The 14,634-nt window shown below is 44.5% G+C and carries 14 protein-coding genes and 1 pseudogene; 9 read left to right on the forward strand and 6 right to left on the reverse strand.

Annotated features, from left to right (window positions below; all coding sequences use genetic code 11):
- Nucleotides 1-2 precede the first annotated feature (2 nt).
- From araA to B853_RS21660, 4 genes are all read left to right on the forward strand, one after another.
- On the forward strand, nucleotides 3-1,490 hold the full coding sequence (gene araA / locus B853_RS21645) for an L-arabinose isomerase (protein ID WP_038882677.1): 1,488 nt from the start codon (nucleotides 3-5) through the stop codon (nucleotides 1,488-1,490).
- Between the two features lie 48 nt (nucleotides 1,491-1,538).
- Entirely contained in the window at nucleotides 1,539-1,925 is a 387-nt protein-coding gene (locus tag B853_RS21650; protein ID WP_249027433.1) for a hypothetical protein, read from the forward strand.
- Between the two features lie 191 nt (nucleotides 1,926-2,116).
- A complete protein-coding gene (gene araC / locus B853_RS21655) occupies nucleotides 2,117-2,956 on the forward strand; it encodes an arabinose operon transcriptional regulator AraC (protein WP_038882680.1) in 840 nt (279 codons plus the stop codon).
- Nucleotides 2,957-3,007: 51 nt separating this feature from the next.
- Nucleotides 3,008-3,832: a Cof-type HAD-IIB family hydrolase gene (locus B853_RS21660; protein WP_038882681.1), complete on the forward strand. Its 825-nt coding sequence runs from the start codon at nucleotides 3,008-3,010 to the stop codon at nucleotides 3,830-3,832.
- Nucleotides 3,833-4,332: 500 nt separating this feature from the next.
- Here the strand turns inward: B853_RS21660 and B853_RS21665 are convergent.
- A pseudogene (locus B853_RS21665) lies at nucleotides 4,333-5,239 on the reverse strand (DMT family transporter).
- A 98-nt stretch (nucleotides 5,240-5,337) separates the two neighbouring features.
- On the opposite strand from B853_RS21665, the gene B853_RS21670 reads away from it, so the two are divergent.
- Nucleotides 5,338-6,126, forward strand: coding sequence for an AraC family transcriptional regulator (locus B853_RS21670; protein WP_010452704.1), 789 nt, complete (start codon nucleotides 5,338-5,340; stop codon nucleotides 6,124-6,126).
- Here the strand turns inward: B853_RS21670 and B853_RS21675 are convergent.
- Nucleotides 6,121-7,038: a M14 family metallopeptidase gene (locus tag B853_RS21675; protein ID WP_038882685.1), complete on the reverse strand. Its 918-nt coding sequence runs from the start codon at nucleotides 7,036-7,038 to the stop codon at nucleotides 6,121-6,123. The genes B853_RS21670 and B853_RS21675 overlap by 6 nt on opposite strands.
- 174 nt (nucleotides 7,039-7,212) lie before the next feature.
- On the opposite strand from B853_RS21675, the gene B853_RS21680 reads away from it, so the two are divergent.
- Complete coding sequence (locus B853_RS21680) at nucleotides 7,213-8,118, forward strand: DUF808 domain-containing protein (protein ID WP_010452699.1); 906 nt, start codon at nucleotides 7,213-7,215, stop codon at nucleotides 8,116-8,118.
- A 102-nt stretch (nucleotides 8,119-8,220) separates the two neighbouring features.
- Here B853_RS21680 and pyrC read toward each other — a convergent pair whose 3' ends face one another.
- Both pyrC and B853_RS21695 read right to left on the reverse strand, forming a co-directional pair.
- Nucleotides 8,221-9,249: a dihydroorotase gene (gene pyrC, locus B853_RS21685; protein WP_038882687.1), complete on the reverse strand. Its 1,029-nt coding sequence runs from the start codon at nucleotides 9,247-9,249 to the stop codon at nucleotides 8,221-8,223.
- A 154-nt stretch (nucleotides 9,250-9,403) separates the two neighbouring features.
- Nucleotides 9,404-9,568, reverse strand: a complete 165-nt coding sequence (locus B853_RS21695; RefSeq protein WP_005453437.1) for a YqaE/Pmp3 family membrane protein — start codon at nucleotides 9,566-9,568, stop codon at nucleotides 9,404-9,406.
- Nucleotides 9,569-9,857: 289 nt separating this feature from the next.
- On the opposite strand from B853_RS21695, the gene B853_RS21700 reads away from it, so the two are divergent.
- Nucleotides 9,858-11,675, forward strand: a complete 1,818-nt coding sequence (locus tag B853_RS21700) for a hybrid-cluster NAD(P)-dependent oxidoreductase (RefSeq protein WP_038882688.1) — start codon at nucleotides 9,858-9,860, stop codon at nucleotides 11,673-11,675.
- 110 nt (nucleotides 11,676-11,785) lie between these two features.
- On the opposite strand, the gene nadE is transcribed toward B853_RS21700, so the two are convergent.
- On the reverse strand, nucleotides 11,786-12,616 hold the full coding sequence (nadE, locus tag B853_RS21705) for an NAD(+) synthase (RefSeq protein ID WP_038882690.1): 831 nt from the start codon (nucleotides 12,614-12,616) through the stop codon (nucleotides 11,786-11,788).
- Nucleotides 12,617-12,826: 210 nt separating this feature from the next.
- Between nadE and B853_RS21710 the strand changes: the two genes are divergently transcribed.
- Together B853_RS21710 and B853_RS21715 are read left to right on the forward strand one after the other, a co-directional pair.
- Entirely contained in the window at nucleotides 12,827-13,360 is a 534-nt protein-coding gene (locus tag B853_RS21710) for a nicotinate-nicotinamide nucleotide adenylyltransferase (protein ID WP_038882693.1), read from the forward strand.
- Nucleotides 13,361-13,374: 14 nt separating this feature from the next.
- A complete protein-coding gene (locus B853_RS21715) occupies nucleotides 13,375-13,857 on the forward strand; it encodes a hypothetical protein (RefSeq protein WP_010452671.1) in 483 nt (160 codons plus the stop codon).
- Nucleotides 13,858-13,902: 45 nt separating this feature from the next.
- Here B853_RS21715 and B853_RS21720 read toward each other — a convergent pair whose 3' ends face one another.
- Nucleotides 13,903-14,511: a cupin domain-containing protein gene (locus tag B853_RS21720; protein ID WP_038882695.1), complete on the reverse strand. Its 609-nt coding sequence runs from the start codon at nucleotides 14,509-14,511 to the stop codon at nucleotides 13,903-13,905.
- Nucleotides 14,512-14,634: the final 123 nt, after the last annotated feature.

Raw genomic sequence — 14,634 nt, forward strand, 5'->3', positions numbered from 1 at the left:
TGATGAATATTTTCAATGAGAAACAAGTATGGTTTGTGACAGGTTCTCAGCATCTGTATGGCCCAAAAGTTTTAGAAAGTGTGGCAAATAACAGTGAAGAAATCATTGCTGGCCTAAATGCAGCTCCAGGAATTTCTGTAGACATCGCTAACAAAGGCACAGTAAAAACGCCTGACGAAATCCTTGCTGTCTGCCGTGCAGCGAACAACGATCCGAATTGTGTCGGCTTAATGCTCTGGATGCACACCTTCTCTCCCGCGAAAATGTGGATTGCAGGCTTAACTCAACTTAACAAACCATTCCTACATCTACATACACAGTTTAATGCGCAACTGCCATGGGATGAGATTGACATGGATTTCATGAACCTCAATCAAAGTGCGCATGGTTGCCGTGAGTTCGGTTTTATTGGTACTCGTCTGAATATTGAGCGAAAAGTGGTTGTGGGCCACTGGAAAGACGAGCAAGTGCATAAAGATGTTGATGAATGGTGTCGCGCCGCAATTGGTGTAGAAGCCGGCAAACAACTTAAAGTTGCACGCTTTGGTGACAACATGCGCCAAGTCGCCGTAACTGAAGGCAATAAAGTCTCTGCACAAATTCAATTTGGTTACGAAGTGAATGCTTATGGGCTGGGTGAGCTGAGTGATGTAGTCAACTCGGTATCAGAATCAGATGTGAATCATTTGCTTGACGAATATGCATCAACCTATGAGATGGCGCCAGAGCTTCTAAATGATAAAGACCAAAAGATATTGATGGTGCAAGAAGCTCGTCTCGAGTTGGGTATGGAATCTTTCCTCAATTCGGTTGGTGCGAGCGCTTTCACTAATACGTTCGAAAACTTAACGGGCCTAACGAATCTACCAGGACTCGCGACACAGCGATTGATGAGTAAAGGCTTTGGTTATGGTGGTGAGGGTGACTGGAAAACGGCTGCTATGACTCACATTATTAAAGTAATGGGGCAAGGTAGGGAAGGCGGAACTTCATTTATGGAAGACTACACCTACAACTTTGGCGGGAAAGGTCAGGTTTTGGGGGCTCATATGCTCGAGGTCTGTCCATCTATCGCAGCGGCGAAACCTAAACTAGAGATCCACCGTCACACAATAGGTTGTCGTTGTGATATCCCACGTCTGATTTTTAGTGGTCAATCTGGTGAAGCATTGAATGTGTCTGTTATTGACCTTGGTGATCGCTTTAGAATGGTGGTGAATATGGTTGATACGATTACTCCACCAGCATCATTACCGCATCTTCCTGTTGCTCATGCATTGTGGGAGCCACAACCTAGCCTTAATGTGGCAGCGGCGGCTTGGATTCACGCTGGTGGCGCGCATCATGCGGTTTATAGCCAAGCGGTAACCTTGTCTACACTGGCTGACTACGCAGAAATTCTAGGCATCGAAATGGTCGTAATTGATAATGACACTAACTTGCGTCAGTTCAAACAAGACTTACGTCACAACGGCGTTTACTACCGCTAATTAATCTCAATAATGTGCTCCTACAAGGGAGCACTTTGGAGTCAATTTGTGAATGATACAGATGTAGTCGCTACTCCCATTTATCAATTGGATAAATCATGCTGGGTACTTAAGCTCGACAGTGCGCACCCCACGAGTTTTGAACTTCAATACGATGGTGAAATTCATTATGTTGGTGTTTTTGAGGTTATAAATAACGGAAACCTGATTTCAGTATCGGAAGCTAACTGGAAGTTTCGTCACAAAACGGATCGGCTAGAGCAGTGGTGTCAGGTGAAACATTCAGAAACGTTGTCGATTAACATGAATTACTATTTTTCTGGCGATGCTCTGGTGATTGAATACCTAGCGCGCAATAGCGTACCTACACGTTTAGATATCCGCCATGAAATCCAACATTTACCGCGCCCTATTGATAAGGAAGCCCCCCCCTAAACCTCACTTCCCTTGGCAACATAGAAGAGACGGTCTGCCGAGTGACTTTCTATCCAAAACAGAGAAGACCGATTTTTTCAGAGAAGCGTTTTCTGCTAAACAGTGGATTATTCTGGATAAACTGTGAGGAGTCACAGTGACACTATTTCGTAGCCAGAATAGACTGACATAAACCTCAATATAGATAATGCATGCAAAACAACGATCCATTAAAGCCCGGGTATAACTTTGACGCTCACCTTGTGGCTGGCCTCACTCCTATTATTGAAGGAGATGAGCTAGATTTTGTCATTGACCGACCAAATGGGATGAAAGGTTTTATTATTAACCTCACCAGCCAAGGAGAGGGTACTATTTTCCATGGCGATGATGCTTTTGATGTAAAAGCGGGTGACTTACTGCTCTTTCCACCGAGTGCGACTCACTTTTATCATCGTAAAGAAGACAATGCCTCTTGGTTCCACCGATGGGTTTATTTTCGTCCACGTGCATTTTGGAACGAGTGGCTTTGCTGGCACGAACAGCATAAAGGGGTATATCTAACCAAGGGAATAGAAGGCAGCACGGTTTCAATGTTAGAGAAGCTATTTATCGATATAGAATATATTTCTAAATCCGATATGCCTTATCGCGATGATTTAGCGATCAACCTTCTTGAACAACTGATTATTCGCTGTAAAAGTATCCAGCCAGATGTCGTCAATAAACCTCTCGACCCACGTGTGATTGAGGCGATGAACTATATGGCACAAAATTTAAGTCAAAGTTTCTCTCTAGAAGACATTGCGGATTTTACTTGTTTATCCGCTTCACGTTTAGGTCACCTATTTCGTGATGAAGTTGGTATGACGATTACTCAATGGCGAGACGACCAACGAGTCAGCCGAGCTAAGCAACTCTTGGTGACCACCAACTATTCGGTCAACAGGATAGGCAGGGTTGTCGGCTATACTGATCCCCTCTATTTTTCACGAGTCTTTAAACGCAAGTCTGGTGTTAGCCCTAAGCTTTATAGAGAGCAAATCACTTAGTCGTGGCAAGAAAATATCTTGCTTTTCCACATAATAAACTCGGTATATCGCATGAATTACCAATTGCTCGCTTTGGACCTTGATGGTACGGCACTCAGAAATGATCATACTTTAAACCCTTGGGTCAGAGATTATGTTCAAAAAATTGTAGATAAATATTATGTTGTGGTTGTTACAGGGCGCCACCATACAGCAGCAAAACCTTATTATGACCAATTGGGTGTTACCTTGCCGATTATCTGTTGCAACGGTGTTTACCAATACAACTATGTAAATCAGCAGGTTGAAAGCGGGACACCAATCTCCCCAACCTTGGCTAATGCGTTCCTGCAACTCGCTTTTGACTATGACTTGAAAATAGTGATGTACACTGATTTTGGTATGGCGGTTTGGGACCAAGACCCCATGCCATATATCTTACCTCTAAAACAATGGGCTGATAGTTATCCCATCGATAAACGACCTAATATTTACTTTGTGGAAAACCTAGTTCAAGAACAGCAAAGAGCGGAGTGCATTTGGAAGTTTGTGGTTCAAGGCAGTACGGATAACTTCAACCAGTTTTTGCAAGAAGAGCTAATTACCACTCATTTTTCGGGTTCTATTTCAGAAACCAACCGAATTGATTTAGCCATTAAAGGGCACAGTAAAGGCCGAGCGCTATTGGACTATGCATCTAATATGTCGCTTGATATAAACAGAACTGTTGCGATCGGAGACAATTTCAACGATGTGTCAATGCTTTCTATGGCGGGTTGTGGTGTCGCGATGCTAAATGCTAGCGAGAAAGTACAAAACTCCGCTGATCGGTTGACGAGTACGGACAATCAAGGAAAAGGGTTAGCGTTATTATTAAAAGAACTCTTCCCAATGTAACATAATTAGAGGTTATTTTACGATCCAGATGTAATCCATGATTTGCTAATTTACGTAAAAAATCTAAGAAGGTTTTGTCCATTTCTGAGTTACGATGGATGTAGATTTTCTGTGATCACCAAGCGATTCTGTCGTACCTTAATTACCAAGCGACTTTGTCTACTTACACATTGCTAGAGGAAGTGATGGAACTATTTTCTTGTAAGAAAGTTTCTTACTGCGCTTTGATACCTTAAATATTATTGTCACAAAAATATCAACTTATGGTTGTATTAGGTGATATCAACATATGGTTGTATTTTTTCTAATGTATTGATATTAAAGAAATCATAGATATCACTTTATGGTTGCATCAACAGTTGTTACTGATTTCAATGTATCAGTAAGGAGTTGAATCTGGAATAGGCAATGCAACAAAACATTAACTTTTCTATCAGTGCTACCACCCGTTTGTGTTCGATAGAAAAAAGCCACGGTGATGACCATGGCTTTTTAAACGCTTATTGAGAGGTTGCGGGTAATTCTGGGGGCGTAGTGGGTGCTTTCTTACGAATCTTAATTTGTGAAAGAATAACGCCGGAGATAACCAGCATGCCGCCAATGATGTGGTAGACATGTACCTCCTCCCCAAGCATGGTCGAAGCTAAGGCTACTGAAACCACAGGCATCAGGTTCATGAACATGGCACTTGAGTCAGCACCAATCAAGTCAATCGCTTTTACCCACATCAATGGAGCAAAGATAGACGCGGCAATACCAGCGTAAGCAATTAAAGGTAATGCGCTTTGGCTTGGTAGAAGTTGATCGCTGCTTAGCCACAATGGCGCAAGCATAACCAATGAGAAAAAGCCCTGCATGTAAACCAACGTCATACTGTTGAAAGGCATCTTCCAGCGTTTTAGTAACACACAATAAATTGCGTAGCAAAGCGCAGCCAGCAGCATCAAGCTGTCACCTTGCGTCATATCTTGATGCAGGAAGTAGGTGATATCGCCGTGCCCTAACATAAACGCCAAGCCGCCTAATGAAATCACGCCACCTGCCACGCTCAGCATGGAAATCGACTTGCCCAGTAAAGGTACACTCAAGAAAACACTGATCAAAGGAACGAGAGACGTAATCAGTGCCATATTAGAAGCGGTCGTCGTTAGCCCTGCGTAATAACCTAGGGATTGGTTTAGCACCATGCCTAATAGTGCGAGGAAAGCCAATTTAGCCAGGTATGGGCGAATCACATGACGTTGTTTGATCACTGCTGGTAAGCAAAATGGCGTTAAAAGTACCATAGCAACAAACCAACGGTAGAAACTCATTGCGCTAGGTTCGATGGCACTTGCTGCCATTTTATTTACGATGGAATTCACCACCCCAAATCATGACAGTAAAAAACGGAAGCAAATAAACCATGAGAACCTCATCGCAGAATAATTAATGGCGCTAGTCTGACAGGTCTTTATAATGAAAAGTATCTCTGGAAAGACATAGTAAGCGATAGGAAGACAAATTTGAAAAAGAGCACTAGGAATCTTCACCCGTCATTATCAATTGATAGAGCACCATCAGATGTATTTATGAATTTTGAGGCCTTCCTGTCGAATACGGAAACTCGTATTCATAGTCACCCATGGGGGCAAGTTCAACTAATCAGTGGTGGTATCTTAGAAATGGATGCGGAAGATACTCGCTTCTTAGCTCCTCCTCATCTTGCGATTTGGGTGCCAGCGGGTATTCGACATAAGAGCTATAACCGCAAACCATTGGAATACTGCTCTTTAAATATTGCTCCAGAGTTGACGAAGCACTTCCCCTCCAAAACCAGTTTGATCAAAGTGACGCCTATTGTCTCGGCGATCGTAGAAGATTTCCGTCAGCGCGATATTAATGTTGCTCAAAACGAAGAAGATAAGCGTCTTGTACAAGTCCTTCTCGATCAGCTAGCCAAACAAGAAGTTGAGCATCACTTCTTGCCAACCACTGACAATAAGTACCTAGAGCCAATCTTAAAAGCTGTTGAAGAAGCTCCAACCGATGAAATTAGTTTGGGAGAGTGGGCGGAGAAGGTGCACACTACAGAGCGTACGTTAGCTCGCCATTGCCAAAGTGAACTGGGGATGAGCTTTACCGAGTGGCGATTGCGAGTGCGTTACCTGCATTCGATGGAGTTGCTGAGAAAGGGGCAGACTGTAAAAGAGGTGGCGTTGACACTGGGCTACAACCAAGCCAGTCCCTTTATTGCTATGTTCAAGAAATACTCCGGCATAACACCGGAGCAATATAAGAACCGCTTGTTATAGCTGAGCGAGCACGTAGTCTAGACCACCGACAACCGCCGCCACTTGAGCGTCGTTACACTCTTCGTCAGTGACTTTCGGGCTGTCTGGGTAAACTTCTGTTGTGGTGCCGTAAGTACAGTTGGTGACGCCGCCACACAAACCCAGTTTCACCATTGGATAATTAATCACACCAAATTGCACTACTGGCGAGCCAATGATTTCGCCTTGGTCGTCCGCTGGGGCAATGTGGGTCACCTTCGCTACTGACTCGATGACGGCTTTTTGGAACTCTGGTTGCGGGTTTTCTGTATCGCCCACCGTGTAGAAACCATCTGGGATCATGCCTTCGATGTATTCAAGGCCATCACGCGCCGCTAGAGCAGGGCGGAACTCGGTCTCGTCAGAATCTGTTGTTTCGTGTAGGTCGATGTGCATTAGAACATCACCCAAGGTCGCAACAAGCTTAATCAAGTTTGCTGACTCTTCTGCTGGACTGTTTGCGTAGAAAGAGCGGTTTGGGTCGATCGCATTTGGGTTCCAGCGGTTAATCACTTCGTAACCCCAAGGGCTGACACATGGTGCGACAACGATATTGAAGTGCTCTGCATAACGGTCTGCTTGCGTATCAACAAACTTCAGTGCGCCATGAACACCACTTGTTTCGTAGCCGTGTACGCCACCAGTTACCAAAACAACAGGTTTTGCTGCATCCCAATTGCGAGTCTTGATACAAAACAGAGGGAAGCGTGCCTCGTCGTAAGAAAGTGCACCGTATTGCTCAACATCAAAACGCTCGCGAAGGGCGTCAATTTTTGTCACGACTTCTTCTTGGTAGCTACGTTTTACGTCACGTTGCTCACGCCAAGCTTTACGTTCTGCTTCGTCCCATGGCTGACCTGGGGTACCGATTGGGTAAGTGTATCCGCTTTTCATCTATACTTTTTCTTTTGTGTGCTTGAAAGGTAAGACAAGACTAGTCCTGTCTCAGAGCGACGGCAATAGAAAACACAATTTGTGACCTTATTCTTTGCAAAATCATAACTTTGCTGAGTGGTTTAATGGTGTTACATTTTGTTACTTATTCAATTCCATAAAAGAGATAAATAAATGGCTGGAGCAAGTTTACTGACACTGTTGGATGACATTGCAGCTGTATTGGATGATGTCGCGTTGATGTCTAAGATGGCGGCGAAAAAGACCGCTGGTGTACTGGGCGACGATTTAGCGCTAAACGCGCAACAGGTTTCTGGCGTAGCGTCAGAACGAGAAATTCCTGTGGTTTGGGCGGTGGCAAAAGGATCATTTAAAAACAAATTGATTCTGGTGCCATCGGCGTTGTTGATCAGTGCTTTTATTCCGTGGTTGATCATGCCACTGCTTCTTATTGGCGGTTTATTTCTTTGCTTTGAAGGGGCGGAGAAGATCTTAGAAAAGCTTTTTCCTCATGCGCACCAACATGACGAGAAAGAAGAGGAGGTCCTTACCGGAGAATCGGTTGAAGAGTACGAGAAAAGAAAAGTGGCTGGTGCGATTCGTACTGACTTTATTTTGTCTGCTGAAATCATTGTGATTGCTTTGGGTACAGTCACAGGTTCAAGCATCGTGACGCAGATTCTGGTGGTGAGTTTAATCGCAGTACTGATGACTATTGGTGTTTACGGCTTGGTCGCAGGCATCGTTAAGCTTGATGACTTGGGCTTTTATCTTGAGCGCACATCAAATGGTGAAGGCTTGAAAGCGAAGCTAGGTGGGGCGCTAGTGGCGTTTGCACCTAAGTTGATGAAGATGCTTGCTGTGGTGGGTACCGCGGCCATGTTCTTGGTTGGTGGCGGTATTGTCGTTCATAACGTACCTGCGATTCATCACCTTATTGAACCGATCATTATGGACTTCCGCGGTCATACGGTTGCGACAGCGATTGTACCAACACTGCTCAACGGCGTGATTGGTGTGATTGCCGGTCTAGTTGTGGTTGCTGCTTGGACTGTGGTGGAGAAGGTTCGCGGTAAATAAACTCGAATTTTGTTTTGAGGTTTTATTGAAGCTAAAAGAAAAGGGTCATGCCTTTCCATATCGAATATGGTGGCATGACCCTTTTTCATTTCTTGAGGGTGACTATTTCACTTCCCACTCAATCTTTTCATTTGCACGGATTGGCACAACGATGTCGCTGCCAAATGGCATGGTTTCTGGTACATTCCAAGATGCTTTTTCTAGCGTCACGGTATCTGTGTTACGAGCGATACCGTAAAAATCAGGGCCATTCAAACTAGCGAATGCTTCTAGGTTTTCTAGCTTGCCTTCGTTCTCAAAGACTTCAGCGTAAAGCTCTAGCGCTGCGTGTGCAGTGTAAGAACCTGCACAACCACAAGCTGACTCTTTTGCGCCTTTTGCGTGTGGTGCTGAATCTGTACCTAGGAAGAATTTCTTGCTACCACTCGTTGCTGCTTCGATAAGCGCTTGTTGGTGGGTATTACGCTTAAGAATTGGCAAGCAGTAGAAGTGTGGCTTAATGCCGCCTACTAGCATGTGGTTGCGGTTAAACAGCAGGTGGTGAGCAGTGATGGTTGCTGCAACGTTATCAGAAGCGTTGTTTACGAAATTAGCCGCGTCCGCAGTCGTGATGTGCTCAAGAACGATTTTTAGGTTAGGGAAGTCGTTGACGATAGGAGCAAGAACCGTGTCTAGGAATTCCTTCTCACGGTCAAAAATATCAACGTGGTTGTGAGTCACTTCACCATGAACCAAAAGCAGCATGCCAACTTCTTCCATTGCTTCAAAAACGTGGTAGATGTTCTTTGCATCGGTTACGCCAGAATCAGAGTTGGTGGTTGCGCCCGCAGGATAGAGCTTTGCAGCGACAATCTTTCCTGTTGCTTTGGCTTTGCGGATTTCGTCTGGTGTGGTGTTATCTGTAAGGTACAGCGCCATAAGAGGCTCGAATTGCTCGCCGTGTTGCTCAGCAAGGATTCGATCACGGTAGACTAGCGCCATTTCAGTATTGGTCACTGGTGGGACGGTGTTCGGCATGATCAGTGCACGACCGTTATAACGGCTAATATCGCGAACGGTATCTTTTAGAACTTCACCATCGCGTAAGTGAACGTGCCAATCGTCAGGACGAGTAATAGTCAGTGTTGTCATTAATTGCTCCCACCATTAAAAAGTTATGTTTGGAGCCTAAACGCTGCATTTACCTCAAGAGCAAACGCTTGCGCTTAGGCGACAGGATGATAGTGGAATTGCTCTTCCATTTCACCCCATTTTTCACATTTCTTTACGGTAGGAGCTCAGTTGGTTACTTCATCGTCAACCAAAGCGCGTGAATTGTGCCCGGTAGGAAGAAGAAGAAAGTCAGGATAAGGTTGATGAAGAAGTCTTTCTCTAGACCTTTTTCCATGTAAACCGCTACTGGTGGAAGGAAGATACAAAGTAGGATTAGAATCAGTTTGTTAGTATCCATGGTCTATGCTCCGGATAGGTTATTTTTAGTGTCAAAAAGTTGGCGAATTATGTGCTCAATGTCACATCTTGGCAATCCTAATTTCGTCAATAATATGCAAATTTATGGGACGTTATTCATAAAATGCGACGCACTGACACATATCCTAAAGGCCAAGAATGAACCCCTTGTGAATATATCGCATGCAACTTGGAGTTTTATACCCGAGTAACCTCGAGATACTTGGGTCACTAAGCTTATGGGGATATGATAGTAGAACAATTAAAAAAGCACCTGTAGGAAGTAGGTTATGTCGCAATCAGTTTTATCCCAAATTAATGTTTTTCCAGTCAAATCCGTCGGAGGCGTCGCGCTATCTTCGGCTTGGGTTGAAAAGCAAGGATTGAGTTTTGATCGTCGATTTATGATTGCGACGTCAGACGGCTCAATGGTGACAGCCCGTAAATTCCCACAAATGGTGACCATTAAGTCAGCTTTGTTGCCAGATGGTGTGGTGTTTACCAGCCTTGGGGAAGAGCCATTAAAGATCCGTTATCAAGACTTCAAAATGCAGGAAGCCCCCGCGACGGTTTGGAAAGATAGCTTTACCGCATATACCACCACTGACGAAGCAGATGATTGGTTTAGCAAAGTAATAGGTCTTCGCGTTGAGTTGCTTTTTACTGGTGAGCAATCCAATCGTGTAAGAGAGAAGTTGGGGCACAACGTTAGCTTTGCTGATGGTTATCCGGTGCTTGTTATCAGTGAAGCGTCACTGGAAGAGCTAAATCGCAGAAGCTCTGAACAGCACTCAATGGATCAATTCCGAACCAACCTAGTGGTATCTGATACCAAGCCATTTGAAGAAGATTCATGGAAGCGCATTCGCATTGGTGAAGTCGAATTTGAATCAGTAAAACCTTGTGAGCGTTGCATCCTTACTACCGTTAACACTCAACGCGGTGCATTCCGAGAAAGCAAAGAACCACTTAAAACACTGCAAGAGTTCCGTGCGAATGAGCGTGGGGGCGTGTTCTTTGGCCAAAATCTTGTTGCCCTTAACGAAGGCATTATTCGTCAGGGGGACAAGGTGGAAGTGCTGGAATACAAAGAAGCTGAGTTCTATCCGGATAACTCTCCTAATCGCATGTCGCTTACCTGTGTCGAGCGAGAAGAGATTGCGCGTGACTTCGTCACCTTATGGCTTGAGCCAAGTAAAGGTCAGTTACCAACGTACTTACCGGGTCAGCATTTACCTATTGAAGTGGATATAGACGGTAAGAAAGTTGGGCGTCGTTATACGCTTTCTTCTAGCCCATCTCGCCCAGGCCGTTATGCGATTTCCGTCAAGCGTGTTTTTGGTGGTCGTGTATCTAACGCGTTACTGGATAACCTGCAAGTGGGGGATGTATTAGAAGCGGAAACGCCAGATGGTCAATTTCATCTAAAAGAACACTCTGTTCAGCCTCTACTCTTGCTGTCTGCTGGTAGCGGTGTAACGCCAATGCTATCGATGGTGCGTTACTTGGCTGATCACAACCAGCTCGATGACGTGGTGTTCTACCATCAATGTAGTAGCGAGATTGATATCCCGTGCAAAGATGAGTTAAACGCACTAAAACGCCAACATCCAGGCTTAGATGTGAAGATTTGCTTAACTCAGCCTGCGGTGGACTGGTTTGGTCTGAAAGGGCGTATCAGTCTGTCTCATATAAAACAGATTAAAGATGTTGAACAACGCCAAGTGTTCGTTTGTGGCCCAGATGGTTTTATGCAGAAAGCGAAAAACCTTCTGCTGAAGAAAGGGCTGCCTGAAGATAACTACCATCAAGAAGCCTTTGGCGTTTCGGTTGCGACGACCAAACCTGAGAAAAGTGTTGAGATTGAATTCAACGGCTTGAAGTTGGCGGGTAACAACCAACAAACATTGCTGGAACAAGTCGAGAATGCTGGCAAGAGTATCACGAACAGTTGTCGTGCGGGCTTGTGTGGGGCGTGTAAGGTGCAATTAGAATCAGGGCAGGTCGATCATCCGGATGTACCTGCATTAAGCGCAGAAGAACGTGCAATGGGTAAAGTGCTCGCGTGTTGTGCTATTCCGCAGACGGACGTGACACTTACGGACTGAACTCCAAAAAATAAACCGTAACAAACAAAAACGCCGCTAACTTAGCGGCGTTTTCTTTATTTACTTCAGAGCAGATTCAGAAAGAAATCGCTCAGGAATAAAATCGCATTTTAGTCGTAGATCGTTGGGATTGGCTGACGTTTGTGCTGAGTCATTTTGTAGATTGCTACAAGACGATCGCTCACTTCTTGCGATACTGGTTTACCTTCTAGGAAGTCATCGATCTGTTCGTAAGTTAGGCTCAGTGCATCCTCATCAGCTTTTTGTGGTGCAAGCTCTTCCAAATCTGCGGTCGGTACTTTCTTCACTAGCTGCTCAGGAGCACCTAGTGTTGCAGCTACTTCACGAACTTGACGTTTGCTTAAGCCGAATAGTGGTGCCATGTCGCACGCGCCATCACCAAACTTGGTGTAGAAACCAGTGATGTTTTCTGCCGAGTGGTCAGTACCTAGAACCAAGCCACCAACGTAACCAGCGATTTCGTATTGAGCAACCATGCGAGCACGCGCTTTTACGTTACCTTTCACGAAGTCAACTTTCGCAGCATCTGTTGGAAGAAGGTCAGTATCTTTTAATGCAACGTGAGAAGCGGCGTGAAGGCCATCTACACCTGCTTTGATGTTTACCGATACAGAGTGCGTTGGCTGGATGAAAGAAAGTGCAAGTTGTGCTTCATCTTCATCTTGTTGCTCGCCGTAAGGCAAACGAACAGCGATAAACTGGTAGCTATTGTCGCTCGCTTCTTCGTTTAGTTGGTCTACAGCCAGTTGAGCTAAACGACCACATGTCGTTGAGTCAACGCCACCGCTGATGCCAAGAACAAGAGACTTACAGCCTGCTTCTTGCAATTTACGCTTAATAAAAGCGACACGGCGCTCAATTTCGAAATGCGGGTCGATAGAAGGTAGTACACGCATTTCATCGCGGATGGATTGTTCCATTTCGGGTTCCTTTTCCTGCAAATATATTAGACACCAAATAAGTATAAAGAGGCTCATACCGAGGCGAGCGCTCATGGCTCTTAAATGGTGATAAAACACTCACTTGATGCTCACAAACGTCGCATTAGTGTCAAAAAACTCTAAAGATTAGTAGTATCATACCGAATTCATTGGATTAGAAAACTCTCTTCAACCAGGTAATCACCGGATATGAAAAAAATCGCCGTTTTTGGTAGTGCATTTAACCCGCCGAGTTTAGGTCACAAAAGTGTGATCGAGTCATTGAGTCACTTTGACGTTGTGCTTCTTGAACCAAGCATTGCACACGCATGGGGCAAAGACATGTTGGATTACCCAACTCGGTGCAGGCTTGTCGATGCATTTATCAAGGATATGGCGCTTTCCAATGTTCAACGTTCGGATTTGGAGCAAACTTTGTACCAACCTGAGCAAAGTGTGACGACTTTTGCGTTGCTGACAAAAATTCAAGAAATTTATCCGACGGCCGATATAACTTTTGTTATTGGTCCTGATAATTTTTTCAAATTTGCTAAGTTTCATAAAGCAGAAGAAATTACCAAGCGTTGGTCTGTTATGGCTTGTCCAGAAAAGTTGAAAGTCCGAAGCACTGATATTCGAAATGCAATCAACCAAGGTGAAAGCATAGACCGTTATACGACGATTTCGGTCAAGCGCATGTTGATTGATGAAGGCTTATATAAGACAATGCCGTTCGGTAAATAAGAGGTCTTAGATCTATGTTCAGAGCGATTTTAGTGAGTACATGCTCCTTGCTTGTTATAAGCCAGGCGTATTCTGCATGTAACTACGAATCGGATCGCTCTGTTGTATTTGCCGATAATACGATGTCAGTGTGCGAAGAGCTCTTTGATAGTGTCGGTGTGTTAAGTTCCGATGCTCTGAGGTGGTATAAGCCGAAAGTCCTTTTGGATGAGCCGATAGAAAGTTATTGGGAACAATGGGCCATCAAGCCGGAAGATACTCCAATATTGACCCAAAGCTTGGAAAAGAACTACTTTGGGTTAGGTGTTTGGATGCCTGAAGAGCTGAGAGACTTTGAAAGAGACATGACGACAGAAGAATGGCTAAAAAGCCATGGGTTGATGTTTAGTGTCGGTTTTGGAGACAAAGGGGATGGAGAGCCTCGAATGAGATTTGATTATCGATGGCATGACTATTATGACGCCAATTGGATGATGCAAATCGAAGTCCCTTTCTGAACCAATAAAAAAGCGTGCCAAGTGCACGCTTTTGAATTTCTTTGGTTACAGTTTCTTGCCTAATAACAGTTCACTTAGCTGATCACATTGCTGCTCACTGCCGTCAAACAAATCCTCAACTACCTGCCTTTTCTTAATGCCAGAAAGCGTTCTCTTTCGAGCTTCTCGTACCAACAGAGCAAGATGGAGTTCTTTTAATGCCTGATCTTTACTCTGCGGGCTCCATTGCTTCAAGGCTTCGCTTACTTTAGATGTGATGATTTTCGGCTCAACGTCGAGCACTTCATGCTTGATAATGCGCAGTAGATCATTGTGAAGTGACGTTTCTGCGTCACATACTTGTATTTTCTCAAGTGCGGCTTGAAGCAGAAGAGAGCGCTCAACAAAACCAGCCTGCGGAGCAAAGTTATCTCGCAAACGAACAGAGAAATCGCAACGAATAACAATACAGTTTGGAAAATAAGTGATGGAACTCAAACATCCTTGAGGAATCCAAAAAGAGTTACCCGGCTCAATGGCATACTCATGTTTACCTAATCTGATGGTTGCGAGCCCTTCAACAACGGTTAACAAGCTGTGTTTTAACGCCTTCTTTCGAGCTGTTGTGGTGAGAAGGGAGTATGATTCGTTGTGAAATTCAATCGCGTAGTTCATTAGAAAGACCTGAGTTTTCGGGGCGCTAAGGGTAACGCTAAACCCCCCCCAAATGCCAACCAGATATAAAGGCAAATTGGGGGATTATCTTGTGATGTTACTGGTATGACCATGTTAAAAGTA

The sequence above is a fragment of the Vibrio rotiferianus CAIM 577 = LMG 21460 genome (assembly GCF_002741985.1).
GTDB lineage: Bacteria > Pseudomonadota > Gammaproteobacteria > Enterobacterales > Vibrionaceae > Vibrio > Vibrio rotiferianus.